General features: G+C 71.0%; 19 protein-coding genes. 2 read left to right on the top strand and 17 right to left on the bottom strand.

Annotation, left to right across the window (positions count from 1 at the left end):
* Positions 1-46 precede the first annotated feature (46 nt).
* From dnaG to Q1A98_RS05410, 5 genes are all read right to left on the bottom strand, one after another.
* On the bottom strand, positions 47-2008 hold the full coding sequence (dnaG, locus tag Q1A98_RS05390; RefSeq protein WP_299570638.1) for a DNA primase: 1962 nt from the start codon (positions 2006-2008) through the stop codon (positions 47-49).
* A gap of 58 nt (positions 2009-2066) precedes the next feature.
* Positions 2067-3350, bottom strand: a complete 1284-nt coding sequence (locus tag Q1A98_RS05395; RefSeq protein ID WP_299570640.1) for an MFS transporter — start codon at positions 3348-3350, stop codon at positions 2067-2069.
* A 7-nt stretch (positions 3351-3357) separates the two neighbouring features.
* Positions 3358-4659: a deoxyguanosinetriphosphate triphosphohydrolase gene (locus tag Q1A98_RS05400; RefSeq protein WP_299570642.1), complete on the bottom strand. Its 1302-nt coding sequence runs from the start codon at positions 4657-4659 to the stop codon at positions 3358-3360.
* On the bottom strand, positions 4644-5141 hold the full coding sequence (locus Q1A98_RS05405) for a cold-shock protein (RefSeq protein ID WP_299571803.1): 498 nt from the start codon (positions 5139-5141) through the stop codon (positions 4644-4646). Before Q1A98_RS05405 ends, Q1A98_RS05400 begins: the two co-directional genes overlap by 16 nt.
* A 90-nt stretch (positions 5142-5231) precedes the next feature.
* Positions 5232-6620: a glycine--tRNA ligase gene (locus Q1A98_RS05410; RefSeq protein ID WP_299570644.1), complete on the bottom strand. Its 1389-nt coding sequence runs from the start codon at positions 6618-6620 to the stop codon at positions 5232-5234.
* A gap of 153 nt (positions 6621-6773) precedes the next feature.
* Between Q1A98_RS05410 and Q1A98_RS05415 the strand changes: the two genes are divergently transcribed.
* Both Q1A98_RS05415 and Q1A98_RS05420 read left to right on the top strand, forming a co-directional pair.
* Positions 6774-7142, top strand: a complete 369-nt coding sequence (locus Q1A98_RS05415; RefSeq protein WP_299570646.1) for a metalloregulator ArsR/SmtB family transcription factor — start codon at positions 6774-6776, stop codon at positions 7140-7142.
* Complete coding sequence (locus Q1A98_RS05420) at positions 7139-7552, top strand: Fur family transcriptional regulator (RefSeq protein ID WP_299570648.1); 414 nt, start codon at positions 7139-7141, stop codon at positions 7550-7552. The genes Q1A98_RS05415 and Q1A98_RS05420 overlap by 4 nt, the downstream gene beginning before the upstream one ends.
* A 16-nt stretch (positions 7553-7568) precedes the next feature.
* Here the strand turns inward: Q1A98_RS05420 and Q1A98_RS05425 are convergent, their stop codons facing one another.
* From Q1A98_RS05425 to hrcA, 12 genes are all read right to left on the bottom strand, one after another.
* Positions 7569-7976, bottom strand: a complete 408-nt coding sequence (locus Q1A98_RS05425; protein ID WP_299570650.1) for a hypothetical protein — start codon at positions 7974-7976, stop codon at positions 7569-7571.
* Positions 7973-8800, bottom strand: a complete 828-nt coding sequence (locus Q1A98_RS05430) for an isoprenyl transferase (RefSeq protein WP_299570652.1) — start codon at positions 8798-8800, stop codon at positions 7973-7975. The genes Q1A98_RS05425 and Q1A98_RS05430 overlap by 4 nt, the downstream gene beginning before the upstream one ends.
* The gene (gene recO / locus Q1A98_RS05435) at positions 8763-9560 is read right to left on the bottom strand and encodes a DNA repair protein RecO (RefSeq protein WP_299570654.1); all 798 of its coding nucleotides are present in this window, start codon (positions 9558-9560) and stop codon (positions 8763-8765) included. Before recO ends, Q1A98_RS05430 begins: the two co-directional genes overlap by 38 nt.
* Positions 9561-9564: 4 nt before the next feature.
* A complete protein-coding gene (locus Q1A98_RS05440) occupies positions 9565-10929 on the bottom strand; it encodes a DUF3533 domain-containing protein (RefSeq protein ID WP_299570656.1) in 1365 nt (454 codons plus the stop codon).
* Complete coding sequence (gene era / locus Q1A98_RS05445; protein ID WP_299570658.1) at positions 10930-11874, bottom strand: GTPase Era; 945 nt, start codon at positions 11872-11874, stop codon at positions 10930-10932.
* Entirely contained in the window at positions 11871-13208 is a 1338-nt protein-coding gene (locus tag Q1A98_RS05450; protein WP_299570660.1) for a hemolysin family protein, read from the bottom strand. The genes era and Q1A98_RS05450 overlap by 4 nt, the downstream gene beginning before the upstream one ends.
* 4 nt (positions 13209-13212) lie before the next feature.
* On the bottom strand, positions 13213-13764 hold the full coding sequence (gene ybeY / locus Q1A98_RS05455; RefSeq protein ID WP_299570662.1) for an rRNA maturation RNase YbeY: 552 nt from the start codon (positions 13762-13764) through the stop codon (positions 13213-13215).
* A 31-nt stretch (positions 13765-13795) separates the two neighbouring features.
* Positions 13796-14791 (bottom strand): PhoH family protein, encoded by a 996-nt coding sequence (locus Q1A98_RS05460; RefSeq protein WP_299571805.1) that lies wholly within the window; start codon positions 14789-14791, stop codon positions 13796-13798.
* 192 nt (positions 14792-14983) lie between these two features.
* The gene (locus tag Q1A98_RS05465) at positions 14984-15766 is read right to left on the bottom strand and encodes an alpha/beta fold hydrolase (RefSeq protein WP_299570664.1); all 783 of its coding nucleotides are present in this window, start codon (positions 15764-15766) and stop codon (positions 14984-14986) included.
* A 46-nt stretch (positions 15767-15812) separates the two neighbouring features.
* Positions 15813-16568, bottom strand: a complete 756-nt coding sequence (locus Q1A98_RS05470) for a 16S rRNA (uracil(1498)-N(3))-methyltransferase (protein ID WP_299570666.1) — start codon at positions 16566-16568, stop codon at positions 15813-15815.
* Positions 16569-16581: 13 nt separating this feature from the next.
* Positions 16582-17730, bottom strand: a complete 1149-nt coding sequence (dnaJ, locus tag Q1A98_RS05475; protein ID WP_299571808.1) for a molecular chaperone DnaJ — start codon at positions 17728-17730, stop codon at positions 16582-16584.
* A 71-nt stretch (positions 17731-17801) separates the two neighbouring features.
* On the bottom strand, positions 17802-18836 hold the full coding sequence (hrcA, locus tag Q1A98_RS05480; RefSeq protein ID WP_299570668.1) for a heat-inducible transcriptional repressor HrcA: 1035 nt from the start codon (positions 18834-18836) through the stop codon (positions 17802-17804).
* Positions 18837-18897 lie beyond the last annotated feature (61 nt).

Here is an 18897-nt window from a genome sequence, read left to right on the forward strand (position 1 = left end):
AGGCGGTCTGACCCCCCGCCGATCAGGCGCTCTGACCCACCGCCGATCAGGCGCTCTGGCCCACCGTCGGGTCCATGGCCTGCTCCTGCAGGCTGCGGCGGTACGCCTCGAGGGCGACGAGGTCGCCGAACACCGCGTTGTAGCCGTCCGGGTCGTCGCGGGGCGACATCCGCTTGAGGCGGGACTTGATGTCGGCAACCTGCTCCCCCACCCAGATCTCCTGCAGACGCGCGAGCACGCTGACGATGTAGCGCGGGATGCCGTCGTCGTCGACGGGCATCGGTTCGACGGCGAGTTCGGTGACGAGCGAGGTCAGCATCTCGCCGGCCGTGGAGTCGTCACCGGAGGGTGTCGACGACTGCACCGCGCGGCTCACCGCGTCGACCCACTCCGCGCCACCCATCCCCGTGCCGGTCCCGCCGACGTTCTCGATGGCCGTGCGGACCAGTGCGTAGGCCGGTTCGGGGAAGCAGTCGGCGGGCAGCGAGTCGAACACCGTGCCCGCGATGCCGGGGTACTGCAGCGCCGACTTGAGTGCCTCCCGCTGGGGCCACAGCCGCGGGTCCCCCGGCGCGGGACGGGCCGCACCGGCCACGCCCGCCGTCGGACCGGCGCCGCGGACCGCCCCCCGCTGACGCGCCTGGGTGCGGGCGAGCGCACCGGTGGTGCCCGCCGCCGGTGCACCGGCCGTCTCGCGGACACGCTGCAGGACCTGACGTTCGTCGTCCCAGCCGACCCACCCCGCCAGCTGCCGGGCGTACTCGTCCCGCAGCGCGACGTCCTTGATGCGCGCGACGACCGGGATGGTCTCGCGCAGCGCGTGCACCCGGCCCTCGGCGGTCTCCAGGTCGTGCTGGGCGAGGACGGCCTTGATCGCGAACTGGAACATCGGGACACGACGGGCGACGAGGTCGCGGACCGCGGCGTCCCCCTCCTTCTGGCGGAGTTCGCAGGGGTCCATGCCGTCGGGTGCGATCGCCACGAACGTCTGCCCGGCGATGCTCTGCTCACCCTCGAACGCCTTGAGCGCCGCGGCCTGTCCCGCCGCGTCACCGTCGAAGGTGTAGATGACCTCACCGCGGAAGTACGAGTCGTCCATGAGCAGCCGGCGGAGCAGCGCGAGGTGGTCGTCGCCGAACGCCGTGCCACAGGACGCGACGGCGGTGGTGACACCGGACAGGTGCATCGCCATGACGTCGGTGTAACCCTCGACGATCACCACCTGGTGGCCCTTGGCGATGTTCTTCTTCGCGTGGTCGAGCCCGAACAGCACCTGCGACTTCTTGTAGAGCATCGTCTCGGGCGTGTTCATGTACTTGCCCATGGTGTCGTCGTCGAACAGCTTGCGGGCGCCGAACCCGATGATGTCGCCGCCGAGGTTGCGGATGGGCCACAGCAGCCGACGCCGGAACCGGTCACGCGGTCCCCGCTGACCCTGCACCGACAGCCCCGCCGCCTCCAGTTCGGCGAACTCGAACCCCTGCGACAGCAGGGTCTTGGTCATCGCGTCCCACGACATCGGCGCGAACCCGCAGCCGAACGTGGTCGCGGCCGCACCGTCGAAGTCGCGCTCACGCAGGTAGTCGCGCGCGGGCTTGGCGTCGGGGGTGAGCAGTTGCTCGGCGTAGAACTTCTGCGCCGCGGCGTTCGCGGCGACCAGTCGCGCGCGGGTGCCGCGGTCGCGGGCGACGCTGGTCCCGCCTCCCTCGTAGGAGATGCGGTAGCCGATGCGGTCGGCGAGTTGCTCGACGGCCTCGACGAACGAGATGTGCTCCTGCTTCTGCAGGAAGGTGTAGACGTCGCCGCCCTCGCCGCAGCCGAAGCAGTGGAAGTGGCCGTGGTTGGGTCGGACGTGGAACGACGGCGACTTCTCGTCGTGGAAGGGGCAGAGACCCTTCAGGCTGTCGGCGCCGGCCCGACGCAGGGCCACGTAGTCGCCGACGATGTCCTCGATCGCGGTGCGCTCACGGATCTCCGTGATGTCGCGATCAGGGATTCGGCCGGGCACGCGACGAGTGTATTCGCTGCACCGCCCTCCGCGGCCCGGCCGTGCCGGTCGGCGCAGCTCAGGGCACCGGTGTCGGGGCCGCTGCCGCGGTGCGATCGCGTGATCCGGGATGACCTGCGACGACACCGCACACGGCCAGCGGCACCATGGTCGCCGCGAGGGCGATCAGCGGGACCGACCACCCGTCGGTGACGGAGTGCAACGCGCCCATCGCGATCGGCCCGGTGGCCGCGAGCAGGTAGCCGACGGTCTGGGCGGACGCCGACAGCGCCGTCGCCTCGGCGGCCGACGCGGTGCGCAGGTTCATCAGGACCAGCGCGAGCGACAGCGCGCCGCCCTGCCCCAGTCCGATCAGCACGGCGCACGGCCACGCGCCCGATGTGCCCGTGGTCAGCACCCCGAGGATCCCCGCCGCGGCGAGGACGACCACGGAGACGGCGAGGAGCCGCTGCGACCGCATCCGCGTCGCGAGGACCGGCACGCCCAGGGCCGTGACGATGCTGCTGACGCTCAGCACCGCGAAGATCAGTCCGGCCCTGTCGGCGCTGACGCCGCGGTCACGGTAGATCGTCGGCAACCACGCCACCGTGGCGTAGGCGAGCAGCGATTGGATCCCCATGAAACCGGTGATCGCCCAGCGCATCCGAGCGCCGACGCCCACCGTCGGCGCCATCGGCGGCACCGCGCCGGGCCCGGTCGTCCCGCGCGCCTCCCGACGCAGCCCGCGAGCCCGACCGACGGTCAGGACGGCCATGGCCAGCGCGGCGACGAGCGCGGGGATCGCCCACACCCCGAGACCCACCCGCCAGCTGTCGCCGACGGCCCGGACCAGGGGTGGGGTGACGCCGGACGCGATACCCGCACTGACGCAGATCAAGGCGGTCAGCAGTCCGGTCATGGCCCCGATGCGGTGCGGGAACAACAGCCGGATCAGGACCGGCCCGAGGACGTTGGCGACCGCGATCCCGAGACCGCCGAGCAGCGTGCCGACGAGCAGGACCGGCCATCCCGGGACCGCACGCAGCGCGGTCCCGACGGCCAGGACGGCCATCGACACCGTCGCCACCGACAGCACCGAGAACCGCCGCGCCAGTCGCGGTGCGACGCTCGCGCCGAGGCCGAGGCAGACGACCGGGCCCGTCGTGAGGAGCGCGACCTCGACGGGGTCGAGGTGGTAGCCGTCGCGGATCTCCTCGATCAGCGACGACGCGCTCCCGAACATCAGTCGCAGGCTCACCCCGAAGACGACGACGGCGGCGACCGCGACGGCACCCGCACGCCACACCGGGCCGGGGTCGGCCCGGAGTACCCGGCTGGGAGCGGCCCGGTCTCCCAGGTCCACCCGTGCCTCAGCCAAGGTGCGCCTGCGCCCCGGAGTTCTGACGGTCGGTGCGCTCGAGGCGGCCCTCGGTCATCGACGCGATCTGGTCGACGACGACGCGCTGCCGCGCGGCGTCGTCGGGGGCGTTCTCCCATTCGGGGACGAGCAGCGGGTCGAGGCCGCCGGGCGCGGCGTGCCCGAGCCAGTCCGCGACGCGGTGGATGCGGTCACGCTGCCGTTCCTGGTGGGCGCGGTGCCGCAGGTCGGAGAAGATGAACTGCAGGGCGACGGTCTTGAGGACGGCGACCTCGGCCGCCACCAGCGGTGGGATCGAGAGCGACGCGCTGCGACGGTCCACCGGGTCGTCACCCCATGTCCGACGCGTCTGCGCGATGGCGGCCGACGCGAACCGCCCGACGAGTTCGCTGGTGAGTCGCTTCAGCGCGACCGATCCCTGCAGGGTGCCGTCGTAGCCCACCGCGTCCTGCACCACGTCGAGCGCGGCGAGCCGCCCCGCAGCCTCGACGAGCGCGCCGGCGTCGAGTCCGGCGAACTCCCGCACCCCGATCTCGGCCAGCGCGGCCTGATCCGACGGGTCGGCGAGGGTCCGCAGGTCGATCCGGCCCGAGATCACGCCGTCCTCGACGTCGTGCACCGAGTAGGCCACGTCGTCGGACCAGTCCATGACCTGCGCCTCGAGGCACCGTGCGGTGCCGCCCACCCCGTCCCGGACCCAGGCGAGCACGGCCTCGTCGTCGGCGTAGGCACCGAACTTCCGGCCCGCCGCAGGACGTGTCCACGGGTACTTCAGGGTCGCGTCGAGGGAGGCGCGGGTCAGGTTCAACCCCACGCTGCGGCCGTCGTCGGAGAGCACCTTCGGTTCCAGGCGCGTGAGGATCCGCAGGTTCTGGGCGTTGCCCTCGAACCCGCCGATGCCCGACGCGACCTCGTCGAGCGCCCGCTCGCCGTTGTGCCCGTAGGGCGGGTGCCCGATGTCGTGCGCCAACCCGGCGAGTTCGACGAGGTCGGGATCGCATCCCAGACCCGACGCGATCCCTCGGCCGATCTGCCCGACCTCCAGGGAGTGCGTGAGACGCGTCCGCGGGGTGTCGCCCTCGCGCGGACCGACGACCTGGGTCTTGTCGGCGAGGCGACGCAGCGCCGCGCAGTGCAACACCCGCGCGCGGTCCCGCGAGAAGTCTCCGCGGTCGTCGCTGTGGGTGCCGGAGAGGATCGACGACTTGGGCGCCTCCTCGACCATCCGCGCGCGGGCGTGCCCGTCGTAGACGACCGGCGCGACTCCCGCGTCCGAGATCAGTCGGTCACCCATCCCCGCGCCACGGCGAAGTCGATGACACGGCGACGGATCGCGATGATCTGGGACGCGGTCAGGGTCCCCGAGGCGTCGAGGAGGAGTTCGGTCAGCTCGTCGCTGAGGCCCGCCGCGTCGCTCGGTCCGTCACCACCGCGCGCGGGGCGCGGCCGACGGTCCCGGTCGCGGTGGTCGCCACGATGCTCGTTGCGGTCGCGCTGCGGACGGTCGCGGTGGTCGTCGCGGCGGTCCCGACCGCCGGTCGGCGACGATGCCGGTGCGGCGCCGGTGACGGAGACGTTGACCGCCTTCGACCCACGGTCGGTGTCCTCGACCTCGAACTCGACGCGGGCGCCCGGCTTCAGCGCCGACTCGTCGACGTCCAGATCGTTGATGTGCACGAACACGTCCGCGCCACCGGATTCCGGGGCCAGGAAGCCGAATCCACGATTCGGGTCGTAATGCACCACCGTGCCCGACACGGGCCCGTCACCACTCACCACGCTCACCACTCTCCACACTCACACGACTCGTCTGCAGGTCTCGACTATCCCAGACGTCCGCGATGCGCGGAAACCGCTCGGTGCGCCTCAGGCGCCGAGCAGCTGACCCGCGAGGTGGCCCACCACCTGGTCGAGCGCGATGCGCTGCTGGCTCATCGTGTCCCGCTCGCGGATCGTGACGGCCTGGTCGTCGAGGGTGTCGAAGTCGACGGTGACGCAGAACGGCGTGCCGATCTCGTCCTGGCGGCGGTAGCGCTTGCCGATGCCCTGCGCGTCGTCGAAGTCGACGTTCCAGTGCTTGCGCAGCTCGGCGGCGAGGTCGCGGGCCTTCGGCGACAGCTGCTCGTTGCGCGACAGCGGGAGCACCGCGACCTTCACCGGGGCGAGGCGCCGGTCCAGCTTCAGCACGGTGCGGGTGTCGGTGCCGCCCTTGGCGTTCGGCACCTCCTCCTCGGTCAGCGCGTCGACGAGGAACGCCATCAGCGACCGTGTCAGGCCGGCGGCGGGCTCGATGACGTACGGCGTGTACCGCTCACCGGAGGCCTGGTCGAAGAAGGAGAGGTCCTCGCCGGAGTGTTTGCTGTGCGTCGAGAGGTCGAAGTCGGTGCGGTTGGCGACGCCCTCGAGTTCACCCCACGGGTTGCCCGAGAAACCGAACTTGTACTCCACGTCGACCGTGCGCTTGGAGTAGTGCGACAGCTTCTCCTGCGCGTGCTCGTAGAGACGCAGGTTGTCCGGGTCCACGCCGAGGTCGACGTACCAGGCGAGGCGATGATCGATCCAGTACTGATGCCAGGTCTCGTCCTCGCCGGGCTTGACGAAGAACTCCATCTCCATCTGCTCGAACTCCCGGGTGCGGAAGATGAAGTTGCCCGGCGTGATCTCGTTGCGGAAGCTCTTGCCGATCTGCGCGATGCCGAACGGCGGCTTCTTGCGCGCGGTGGTCATCACGTTCTTGAAGTTGACGAAGATGCCCTGCGCGGTCTCCGGGCGGAGGTAGTGCAGGCCCTCCTCGTCGTCCACGGGACCGAGGTAGGTCTTCATCAGGCCGCTGAACGCGCGCGGCTCGGTCCAGCTGCCGGGCTGGCCGGTCTCCGGGTCGTTGATGTCGGCGAGACCGTTCTCCGGCGGGTGACCGTGCTTGATCTCGTAGGCCTCGATGAGGTGGTCGGCCCGGTAGCGCTTGTGGGTGTGCAGCGACTCGACCAGCGGGTCGGAGAAGACCTCGACGTGGCCGGACGCCTCCCACACCTGTCGCGGCAGGATCACCGACGAGTCGAGGCCGACGACGTCGTCGCGGCTGGTGACCATGCTGCGCCACCACTGGCGCTTGATGTTGTCCTTGAGCTCGACACCGAGCGGGCCGTAGTCCCATGCCGACTTCGTGCCGCCGTAGATCTCGCCGCACGGGTACACCAGTCCCCTCCGCTTGCAGAGGTTGACGACGGCGTCGACGCGATTGCTTGGTCCGGCCACGGTGGACAGCACTCCATGGGATCGAGGGGTGAGGGACCCGACCAGCGTAGTCGCGGGGCACCGGCGTCCACGACGCCGCCCACGACGATCGCGGCCGCTTGACATGCCCCACCACGCATATGAGAATCGTTTCCGATAAGGAGCGTGGAACGCATGGCTGAACCCACCATCGGGGTCGAGCACGAACCGACCCGACCCGCGACGACCGGCGGGGCCGCGGACCGCCCCGACGCGGCCGCCCTCGAGGGCGCGGGCGAGTTGCTGCGGGCCCTCGCCGCACCGGTAAGGATCGCCATCGTCCTCGCCCTGCTCGACCGCGAGCAGTGCGTGCACGAGCTCGTCGGCACGCTCGGCGTCACCCAGCCGCTCGTCAGCCAGCACCTGCGCGTGCTCAAGTCCGCCGGCGTCGTCGTCGGGCAGCGGACGGGGCGCGAGATCCTCTACCGGCTCGTCGACGACCACCTCGCGCACATCGTCACCGACGCCGTCGCCCACGCCCGCGAGAACCGGATCCGCCCGTGACCCGCGACGCCGCCCCGGCCACACCCGGCGTCCGGTCGACACGACAGCGCCATGCGATCGCCGAGCTCCTCGGCACCGTCGACGAGTTCCGCTCCGCACAGGAGCTGCACGACGCGCTGCGCGCCGACGGCCAGTCCATCGGACTGACCACGGTGTACCGGAACCTGCAGGCCCTCGCCGACGCCGGCGAGGTGGACGTGCTGCGCACCGATTCCGGCGAGGCCCGGTTCCGGCGGTGCTCCACCGACCACCATCACCATCTCGTGTGCCGCGACTGCGGCACCGCGGTCGAGGTGCAGGCCGACGCGGTGGAGGACTGGGCGCGTGACGTCGCCGACCGGTTCGGTTTCCGGGACATCAGCCACACCGTCGAGGTGTTCGGCACCTGCGCCGCCTGCACCCGCGCCTGACCCGCCCGGACGGGGCTCAGTCGGTGAGGCGCCGAGCCAGGTCGGCACCGATGGACAGCACCAGGGTGACCATGGTGATCAGGGCGGAGTCGTCGAGACCACCTGCCGGGAACGTGTAGTTCTGCAGCACGTCGGTCGTCACCCCGTCGACGGACGCCCGCTTGAGGCTGCCGAAGCTGGTCTCCCCGGCGAGACGGTCGATGTCGTCGCGCAGCGCCTCGGTGTTCGGCAGGTCCCACGCGAGGACCTGCGTCACCGACACCACGTCGAGGCCGTCGGCCAACGACATCGCCTGCAGCGCAGCGCGGGTGCCGTCGAACGACACCGTCGCCGACACGCCGTCGTCGCCGCGCAGCACCTCCGACGAGGACGCGAGGAGGGTCGCGACGCGGTCGAGCAGCGCCTCCGCGCTCGACCCGCTCACGTCGCCGGCCGAGACAGGTCGACGCCGCCGAATCGGCGGTCGCGCGAGGCGTATTCGACGCACGCGGCCCACAGGTCGCGACGGTCGAAGTCGGGGAAGAGCTTCTCCTGGTAGACCATCTCCGCGTAGGCCGACTGCCACAGCAGGAAATTCGAGGTCCGCTGCTCCCCCGACGGGCGCAGGAACAGGTCGACGTCGGGCATGTCGGGTTCGTCGAGGTGGCGGGCCACGGTCTCCTCGGTGATGCGCTCGGGGTCGAGGTCGCCGGCGGCGACCCGCCGCGCGATGTCGCGCACCGCGTCGGCGATCTCGGCGCGGCCGCCGTAGTTCACACACATGGTGAGGTTCATGACGGTGTTGTCCCTCGTCATCTCCTCCGCCGTCTCCAGTTCCTTGATGACGCTGCGCCACAGGCGCGGTCGGCGACCGGCCCAGCGCACCCGCACGCCCAGCTCGTGCATCTGATCGCGACGCCGCCGGATCACGTCGCGGTTGAACCCCATGAGGAAGCGCACCTCCTCCGGGCTGCGTGACCAGTTCTCGGTGGAGAACGCGTACGCCGAGAGCCACGTGACACCGAGTTCGATGCAGCCCTCGACGGTGTCCATGAGCACGGCCTCGCCGCGCTTGTGGCCCTCGGTGCGGGGCAGACCCCGGTCGGTGGCCCAGCGGCCGTTGCCGTCCATCACGAGCGCGACGTGCCGCGGGACGAGCTCGGGCGGCAACGCCGGCGGTCGCGCACCCGACGGGTGTGGACTCGGCGGCCGGACGACCCGGGGGGTCGGGTCAGCCGACTGCTTCGCGGATCGGCGTCGGACCGCCATCGCTGTCGTCCTTCCCGGCGCGATGCGGCGCCTCGCGTTCGATCAACGGCAGGGTGCGCAGCTGGCGTTCGAGGTGCCACTGCAGGTGCGCGGCGGTCAGGCCGCTGGTCTGTCGACGGACCGTGGCCGCGACGCCCTCGGTGTGCTCCCACCGACCTCGGTGCAGGTCCTCCATCAGTTCCAGGACGCCGGGCGCCGGTGTCGCCGATCCCTGGGGGCGGCAGTGCAGGCACACCGCTCCCCCGGCGGCGACGTGGAACGCGCGGTGCGGTCCCGGCACGTCGCAGCGCGCGCAGCGGTCGAGCGCCGGCATCCAGCCCGCGAAGTCCATCGCGCGCAGCAGGAACGCGTCGAGCACGTAGTCACGGGGACGTCGTCCGTCGGCGATGGCCCGCAGGGCACCGACGGTGAGCGAGTGCAGTCGGTCGACGGGCGCCCGTTCCTCCCCGGCGAGCCGTTCCGCGGTCTCGAGGATCGCGCAGGCGCTGGTGTAGCGGCCGTAGTCGGCGACGATGGGCGCGGCGAACGCGTCGAGGCTGTGGACCTGCGTGACGATGTCGAGGTTGCGGCCGGGGTGCAGCATGACGTCGACGTGGGCGAACGGCTCGAGCCGGGCCCCGAACTTCGACCGGGTGCGGCGGACCCCCTTGGCGACCGCACGGACCAGACCGTTGTGCTTGGTCAGCAGGGTCACGATGCGGTCGGCCTCGCCCAGCTTGTGCTGCCGGACCACCACCGCCTCGTCCCGATAGACCCTCACCGGGTCAGTCTGCCACCGCCGTCTCGGCATCTCGCCGAGACACGGCCGGGGTCGGGGACTCGGGCTCGCGGCGCCAGCCCTTCCCGTCGTAGAGGCGGGTGGCGATCGAACCGAGGAGCAGTCCGATGGCGAGGCCGATGCCCGTGGCCACCAGCGAGTGGCCGAGACCGGCGCGGAAGTCGCCGCCGAAGTAGAGGATCGAGCGGACGCCGAGGTAGATCTGGCGCATCGGTTCGACCTCGGCCAGCCAGCCGAACACCCGCGGGCTGGCCTCCAGCGGCACCGCCCCACCCGACGACGGCAGTCCGAGTATGACGAAGAAGATGAGGTTGACGATCATCCCGGGCGTCCCGAACAGGGCCATCACGGACGACGCCGTGACGCCGACCGTGGTGATCGCGAGCGTCGAGTACATCCACAGCGTGAACGGCGCAGGGTTGTCCATCCCGACGGCGGCGCACACCCCGACATACAACGCGGACTGCAGCATCGCGATGACGAACATGATCCACCACTTGGCGACCAGGGTGCCGCGACGCGAGATCGGCAGACGGGGGCGCAGCCGGAAGCGCGGCCCGATCTCGATGGGGATGAACCCCAGCATCCCGTCGACGAGGGAGTGCACGATCAGGGCGCCGGTGAACCCGGCGAGCACCAGCAGGATGGTGAAGTAGAAGGCGGACAGCCCGTTCGCGGCCCCGCCGGGCAGCGGGTCGGCGTCGACGACGTCGAACACCACGGGCGCCGCGAACGCGTAGGCGGCGAGGCCGGGGAACGAGATCCGGTTCTGCGCCAACCGTTCCCGCACGGTCTGCGTCAGCTGCTTGCCGAACTGCTCGTTGACCTGGGCCTCGATGCGATCGACGGCGGTGGTCGTGATCGACGACGCGAACGTCCCCGACCGTCGGTTGGTGAGCACCTGGATCGTCGGCGGGGTCGGGGTGTCGCGCCCGATCACCGAGCCGGCGAGGTCGATGGCCTGCTGGGAGAAGTCGGCCGGGATGACGATCGCGCCGTAGGACTGCGCCGACCCGAGCCGGTCGACGGCGTCTGCGCGGTCGGTGACACGGATGTCGATGCCGGTGCCCTTCGTCCCCGCCACGATCCCCTCGGCGACCTGTTTCCCGAACTCCGCGCGAGGTGCGTCGTCGCCCTGGGATGCACCGGCGTCGTCGTTCACCAGGTCGATCGAGAACCCGTGCAGGTTCTTCTCGGTGTCGACGATCGCGCCCATGTACATGGCCGCCAGCAGCGACATGACGGCGAGGACGGCGGCGATCGGGGCGATCCAGAACCGCGGCGTCGAGATCAGGTGCAGGACCGCGTCCCGCGAGGTGCCGTCGTCCTCACCGGACTCGTGCCGACCCACTCAGAACCCCATGCGGCGGAGCTGGCGCGGGTCACGCTGCCAGTCCTTGGCCACCTTCACGTGCAGGTCGAGATAGACCTTGGTGCCCAGCAGTTTCTCGATCTGCGTGCGCGCCGCGGTGCCGACCTCCTTGAGACGGGCACCCTTGTGCCCGATGACGATCCCCTTCTGGCTCGACCGCTCGACGTAGAGGATGGCGTGGACGTCCACCATCGGTGGCGCGTCCTCGGGACGGTCCTCTCGGTCGATGACCTCCTCGATCACCACCGCCAACGAGTGCGGGAGCTCGTCACGGACGCCCTCGAGGGCCGCCTCCCGGATGAACTCCGCCATGAGCACCTGCTCGGGCTCGTCGGTGAGCTCGCCGTCGGGGTAGAAGGCCGGCCCCGGCTCCATCATCGACACGAGGAGGTCGGACAGGACGTCGAGCTGCTTGCCCGCCTTCGCGGAGACGGGGACCACCTCACGCTCGGGACCGAGCAGCGCCGACAGCACCAGCAGTTGCTTGGCGACGCGATCCGGGGTGACACGGTCGATCTTGGTCACGACGCCGAGAAGCGGTGTGCGCGGAGCCATCCGCGTCACCTGGTCGACGATCCACCGGTCACCGGGGCCGATCGGTTCGTCGGCGGGGATGCACACCCCGACGACGTCGACCTCGGAGTAGGTGTCGCGCACCAGGTCGTTCAGGCGTTGGCCGAGCAGGGTCCGCGGCCGGTGCAGACCGGGGGTGTCGACGAGCACCAGCTGGGCGTCCGGTCGGTTCACGATGCCGCGGATGGTGTGCCGTGTGGTCTGCGGACGATTGGACGTGATGGCGATCTTCTCGCCGACCAGGGCGTTGGTCAGCGTCGACTTGCCGGTGTTGGGTCGCCCGACGAAACACACGAAACCCGAACGGAACTCGCCCGATCCGGTGTCGCCCGGGCGGGACTCGTCGCTCATGCGCGACCCGCGGCGTCGGCGTGATCGTCGGACGACTGCGCGTCGGCGCTCTCGTCGTCGGGTGCCGCGACGCGGCGCACGACGGCCGAGGTGATCCGCAGGCGGCCCTGGCGATTCGGTCCACCCTCGGCGACGAGCTCGAGCCCGTGGGTCTCGATCCGCGCCCCGGGCAACGGCACACGGCCGAGTTCGAGGGCGATGAGACCGCCGACGGTGTCGACCTCGTCGTCGTCGATCTCGACCCCGAACAGCTCTCCGAGGTCCTCGACGGGCAGTCGTGTCGAGACGCGGATGCGGTCGTCACCGAGATCGTCGACCGGCGGCACCTCGTCGGTGTCGTACTCGTCGTTGATCTCGCCGACGATCTCCTCGAGGACGTCCTCGATGGTGACCAGCCCGGCGATGCCGCCGTACTCGTCGACCAGCATCGCCATGTGGTTGCGCAGCCGCTGCATGTCCGACAGCACCTTGTCGAGCGGTTTGGAGTCGGGGATGAACTCCGCGGGACGCATGACGTCGGCCACACGCACTCCCCCACCGGACCACTTCGAGGACACGACGTGTTCGGCGAGGTCCTTGAGGTAGACGATCCCCACCACGTCGTCGGGGTTCTCGCCGATGACGGGGATACGGGAGTGGCCCGACCGCACGGCGAGGCTCATCGCCTGCGCCGGGGTCTTGTCCGACTCGATCCAGATCATCTCCGGCCGCGGGACCATCACCTCGCGTGCCGAGGTGTCGCCGAGGTCGAAGACGGACTGGATCATCCGACGTTCCTCGGCGTCGACGACACCGCGCGCCTCGGCCATGTCGACGAGTTCGCGCAGTTCCACCTCGGTCGCGAAGGGGCCGTTGCGGAATCCCTTGCCCGGGGTGATCGCGTTGCCGAGGAGGATGAGCAGCCTGGTGACCGGTCGGATGAGGAAACCGAGCGCCTGCAGCACCGCCGCCGACGCGAGACCGATCGAGTAGGCGTGCTGCCGACCCAGGGTCCGCGGCCCCACCCCGACGACGACGTAACTGACGATCGCCATCACGGCGACGGTCACGAGGACGGTGTAGGCGGGCGAGAGGGCGTCGAACAGCACGACGGCGACGATGGCGGTCGACGCGATCTCGCAGACGATGCGCAGCAGGGTCGTGAGCCCGACGTAGGTCGCGCGGTCGACCAGCACCCGCCGCAACCGGGTCGACCCCGGACGGTCCTCGCGGATCATGTCGTCCACGCGGGCGACCGAGACGGTGAGCAGCGCGGTGTCCATGGCGGCGAACAACCCGCCGAGCGGGACGAGGGCGATCGCGACGACGATCAGCCAGATGTCGGTGACGACCACGGTGTCAGCGCTCCCGGCGGGCGTCGCCGGCGGTGAACCCGATGCGGTCGAGCAGGCTCGAGTCGCGGGCCTCCTGGCGACGTCGGCGCTCGTCCTCGCGCCGCGCGACGTACCAGTCGTCGACGATCCGACCCTGCAGGCCGAACATCTCCGCCTCCTCGTCCGGCTCCGCGTGGTCGTAGCCGAGCAGGTGGAGCACCCCGTGCACGGTGAGCACCACCAGTTCGTGGTCGACGGAGTGCTGCGCCGTCGCGGCCTGCGCGGCGGCGAACGACGGGCACAGGACGATGTCGCCGAGCATCGCCGGGCCGGGGTCGGGTGCGTCGGGGCGCCCGCCGGGGGTCAACTCGTCCATCGGGAAGCTCATGACGTCGGTCGGGCCGGGCAGGTCCATCCAGCGCACGTGCAACTCGGCCATGGTCTCGTCGTCGACGAGGACCATCGAGAGCTCGGCGCCGGGGTGCACGTCCATCGCCCCGAGCGCGAACCCGGCCACCGCGACCAGCATCGCCTCGTCGACGTCGACGCCCGACTCGTTGGAGATCTCGATGCTCATGGCGTCCATCCGATCACGACGGGGCCACCGATCACGAACGACGGCCGACGGGACCGGCTCGGCGCGCGGCACGGTTGCCGCCGCGCGCGATGTCCTGCGACTCCTCGAACCGGCCGTACGCGTCGACGATGTCGGCGACGAGCCGGTGTCGCACCACGTCCGAGCTGGTCAGCGTGGCGAAGTGGATGTCGTCGATCCCGTCGAGGATCCGGGCGGCCGTCCGCAGGCCGCTCTCGGCGCCGCCGGGCAGGTCGACCTGGGTGACGTCACCGGTGACGACGACCTTCGACCCGAAGCCCAGGCGGGTGAGGAACATCTTCATCTGCTCGCCGGTCGTGTTCTGCGCCTCGTCGAGGATGATGAACGCGTCGTTGAGCGTCCGTCCACGCATGTAGGCCAGCGGCGCGACCTCGATCACGCCCGCCGCCATCAGCTTCGGGATCGCGTCGGGGTCCATCATGTCGTGCAGCGCGTCGTGCAGGGGCCGCAGATACGGGTCGATCTTGTCGTTGAGGGTGCCGGGCAGGAACCCCAGCCGCTCCCCCGCCTCGACCGCCGGTCGGGTCAGGATGATGCGGCTGACCGACTTCGACTGCAGCGCCTGGACCGCCTTGGCCATGGCGAGGTAGGTCTTGCCGGTACCGGCGGGACCCATGCCGAAGACGATCGTGTTCGTGTCGATGGCGTCGACGTACCGCTTCTGGTTGAGCGTCTTGGGGCGGATCGTCTTGCCGCGCCGCGAGATGATGTCGAGGCTCAGCACGTCGGCGGGCGACGCCCCGGAGCCGTCGGACATCATCGTCACGCTGTGGCGCACGAGGTCCGGGGTGAGGGTGGTGCCGTGCCGGACGATCGAGATCAGCTCGGCCAGAACACGTTCGGCGAGTGCGACGTCGGCCGGCGCACCGGTCAGGGTGACCCTGTTGCCGCGCACGTGGACATCGGCGTCGAGCAGCCCCTCGAGGGCCCGCAGATTGCGGTCGCCGGTACCGAGCAGGCCCACGACGACGTCCGGCGACACCTCCATGCTGGATTCCGCACGCTGGTCACGGCCAGCGGTGATGGCGTCGGTCACTAAGGCAGTCGCTCCTCGTCAGATCTCCCACACCCGGCGGGGTCGACGAGTGCGCACCCGTCGAGTCTACCCGTGCGCGCGCGTCGGGATCGACCGTGTTTCCGCACCGTCGTCGCAGGTCGGGCGCGAGGTGACGGGCGCCGGTCAGACGCCGAGTCGGCGGAGGGTCTCCCGGTGGACCCGGCTCGTCGGGTCGAGGAACGCCTCGTGCCCCTCCCCGCGGACGCGGACCAGCTCGGCGGACTGGCCCCGCGCACTCACGGCGTCGACGTAAGCGGCGCTGAACGCGGGTGGCACGGCCACGTCCTCGTCCCCGCTGATCACCACGACATGGGCGGGGAACGGCTCGAGATGCGCGGGCGAGGCGTCACGGTAGCGGTGTGGTGTGGCCGCGTAGTCCGCCCCCATGAAGGTCGCGAGACGTTCGTGCCCCCGCTGTCCGACGAGTACCAGGTCCGAGGCCGGTGCCTGCGCGATCACCGTCGAGATGGTGAGGAACCGGGTCCGTGCCCCGATCCGCGCCACCGACCACAGCGCGAGCTGCCCGCCCGCCGAATGGGCGACGACCGCGACGTCGCGGTCGACGACGGCGAGCATCTCGCGGGGCACCGCGTCGCGGACGGGCCCGTCGAGCGCGAGGAGGGCGTTCGTCACGTCGTACCCCGACTGCGGCCACCCGCCGCCGGGCTCCCCCGCCCGCCGGTACTCGACGTTCCAGACGATGACGCCGCGGTCGGCCAGATCCTTGGCCACCGGGGTCTGGACCATCAACCCGAACTCGGTCGACCAGTACCCGCCGTGCACCACCACCACCACCCGCACGGGCGGCAGGATCCCGTCGACGTCGGGTTCGGGCGGGGTCGGGATGTAGAGATGCCCGAACTGGGACTCGCCGGGCCCGTAGGGCACCTTCACCCGCGTGGTCACCGCTGTGATCCGCTCATCGCCGGGAGCCTATGTCGTCGTTGCGATCTCAGCGACCCGACCAGCGGTCGGTGCGGACACCGATCGCGCCGAGGGCGACCGCGGCGGCGGTCGATGTCCGCAGCACCTCCGGGCCGAGCCGGACCGCGTGCGCTCCCAGCGCCCGCAGGTCCTCGAGTTCGCCGGGGTCGATGCCACCCTCGGGGCCGACGACGATCACGACCGACGTCGCCGTGTCCAGCGCCACCTCCGCGAGCGCCTCCGTCGCGGATTCGTGCAGGACGACGGCCACACCGCCGGCTCCGACCGCCTCCGAGACGATCTCCCGGACGCCGGGCGTGCCGACCGGTCCGTCGACCGTGGGGATGCGGGGACGGCGGCTCTGCTTCGCGGCGGTCGCGGCGGTCGACATCCACTTGCGGATGCCCTTCTCCGCCCGCGACCCCACCCAGCGGGTGACGCATCGCGCGCTCTGCCACGCCACGATGCGGTCGATGCCCGCCTCGGTCGCCAGCTCGACGGTGAGCTCGGAGCGATCCGACTTGGGCAGCGCCTGCACCAGGGTCACCGGCGGTCGGGGTGAGGGGACGACGCGTCGCCCGACCACGCGATACCGCAGCCGATCCTTGGCGAGTGTCGCCTCGACGTCGGCGTCACCGATTGTCCCGGCCCCGTCGGACACGGTGATCCGGTCACCGGCGACGATGCGGGTGACCGTCACGGCGTGATGCCCCTCGGCGCCCGCGAGGTCGGCGAGGGCGCCCACGCCGGGGACCTCGTCGACCCAGAACAGCGGCGGCGTCACGACGTCGGTCAGGTCAGCGTCCGGCGAACGCGTTGCGCAGCCGCGAGAACAGTCCGCCGGTGGTCGCCGACTGCGAGTCCACCAGTTCGAGGCGCTCGCCGGTGGCCACGGCCTTGTACGCCTTGAGCCGGTCGGTCTGCTTGTGGTCGAGGCGTGTGGGGACGACGACGTCGAGGTGGACGTGCAGCGTCCCGCGGACACCGGTGTGCAGGTGAGGCATCCCCTGGCCCTTGATGGTCACGACCTGTCCGGGCTGGGTGCCGGCGTCGACGGTGACCGTCGCACGGCCGTCGAGGACGGTGTCGATCTCCAGAGACGCGCCGAGGGCGGCGTCGACCATGGGCACGCGCACGGTGCAGTGCAGGTCGTCGCCGTCGCGCATGAACACCTCGTGCGGCTTCTGGATGACCTCGACGTAGAGGTCACCGGCCGGGCCGCCGCCCGGGCCGACCTCGCCCTGTCCCTGCAGCCGGACCCGCATTCCCTCGCCGACGCCGGCGGGGATCTTGACGGTCAGGGTCCGCCGCGACCGCACGCGACCGTCGCCGGCGCACTTGCGGCAGGGGTCGGGGATGACCTGGCCGGTGCCGTTGCAGGTGTTGCACGGCCGCGACGTCATGACCTGCCCGAGGAACGAACGTTGTACGGACTGGATCTCGCCGGCGCCCTTGCAGATGTCGCAGGTGACGGGCCTGCTGCCCTCGTTGCCGCCCTGGCCGTGGCACACGTCGCACAGCACCGCGGTGTCGACGGTGACCTCCTTGGAGACACCCTTGGCGCACTCGTCGAGGTCGAGCTGCATCCGCAGGAGGGCGTCGGAACCAGGTTGCACGCGACCGCGCGGTGCCCGACCGCCGCCGCCGGCGCCCGCGCCGAAGAACGCCTCGAAGACGTCGCCGAGTCCGCCGCCGCCGAACCCGCCGAAGCCACCGCCCGACCCGGCGGTCGCCAGCGGGTCACCTCCGGCGTCGACGATGCGACGCTTCTCGGGATCGGAGAGGACCTCGTACGCCGTCGACACCTCGGCGAAGCGCTGCTGCGCCTCCCCGTCGGGGTTGACGTCGGGGTGGAGCTCACGGGCGAGCTTGCGGTAGGCCCGCTTGATCTCCGCGTCGGATGCACCGGGCGCGATGCCCAGGGTGCCGTAGTAGTCACGTGCCACGGTGGAAGCCATGTCCTTCACTCGGTAGTTCGCACTGGGTGGTTCGGAGGGGTCGGTGGTGTGCGGCGCGCTCAGCGCTCGGCCAGCACCTCACCGACGTATCGGGCAACAGCGGCGACCGACGCGATCGTCCCCGGGTAGTCCATCCGCGTGGGCCCCAGGACCCCCAGGCCGCCGAACACGGTGCCCGGGGCACCGTACCCGGTGGACACGACGGAGGCGCCGCGCAGGTTCTCGGTGTTCGTCTCCTCGCCGATCTGCACGGTGACCTGCCCGGGCATGCCCGCCGCGGCGAGCAGTTTGAGCACCACGACCTGCTCCTCGAGGGCCTCGAGGACCGAGTCCATCGAGCCCTGGACCGGCGTGAAGTCGGCAGCCGCCCGCGCCAGGTTCGAGGTGCCGCCGAGGACGAGACGGTCGTCGCTGCGTTCGACGAGGGTGTCGACGAGGACCGTCGCGATGCGGATGACCGCGGGACGGATGTCGTCGGGGGCGTCGGTCGCCAGCTCGGCGACGGCGTTCGAGGCGACCTCGAGCCGCTTGCCGTGCAGCGCCGCGGAGAACATGTCGCGCAACCGCGCGATGTCGGTGTCGTCGCGTGCCTCGCCCAGATCGACCATCCGCTGTTCGACGCGGCCGGTGTCGGTGATGACGACCAGCAGCAGGCGCGACGGGCTCAGCGCGACGACCTCGAGGTGGCGCACCGTCGCCGACGAGAGCACCGGGTACTGGATGATCGCGACCTGGCGGGTCAGCTGCGCGAGGAGCCGCACCGACCGGCGCAGGACGTCGTCGAGGTCGACGCCGGAGTCCAGGAAGCTCAGGATCGCGCGGCGTTCGACACCGGACAGCGGCTTGATCTCGGAGATCCGGTCGACGAACAGGCGGTAGCCCTTGTCGGTCGGAACGCGGCCGGAGCTGGTGTGCGGCTGGGCGATGTACCCCTCCGCCTCCAGCACGGCCATGTCGTTGCGGATGGTCGCGCTCGACACACCCAGGTGGTGACGGTCCACCAGGGCCTTCGACCCGATCGGCTCCTGCGTCGCGACGTAATCGGTGACGATCGCGCGCAACACCTCGAACCGTCGTTCGTCCGTACTCGACATGGGCACACACCTCCGTCCGCGTCCGGCGCCGACCCCGTCGTGCACGACAGGGTCCGATCCG

It is taken from the genome of uncultured Williamsia sp. (assembly GCF_947494875.1).
Lineage (GTDB): Bacteria > Actinomycetota > Actinomycetes > Mycobacteriales > Mycobacteriaceae > Williamsia_A.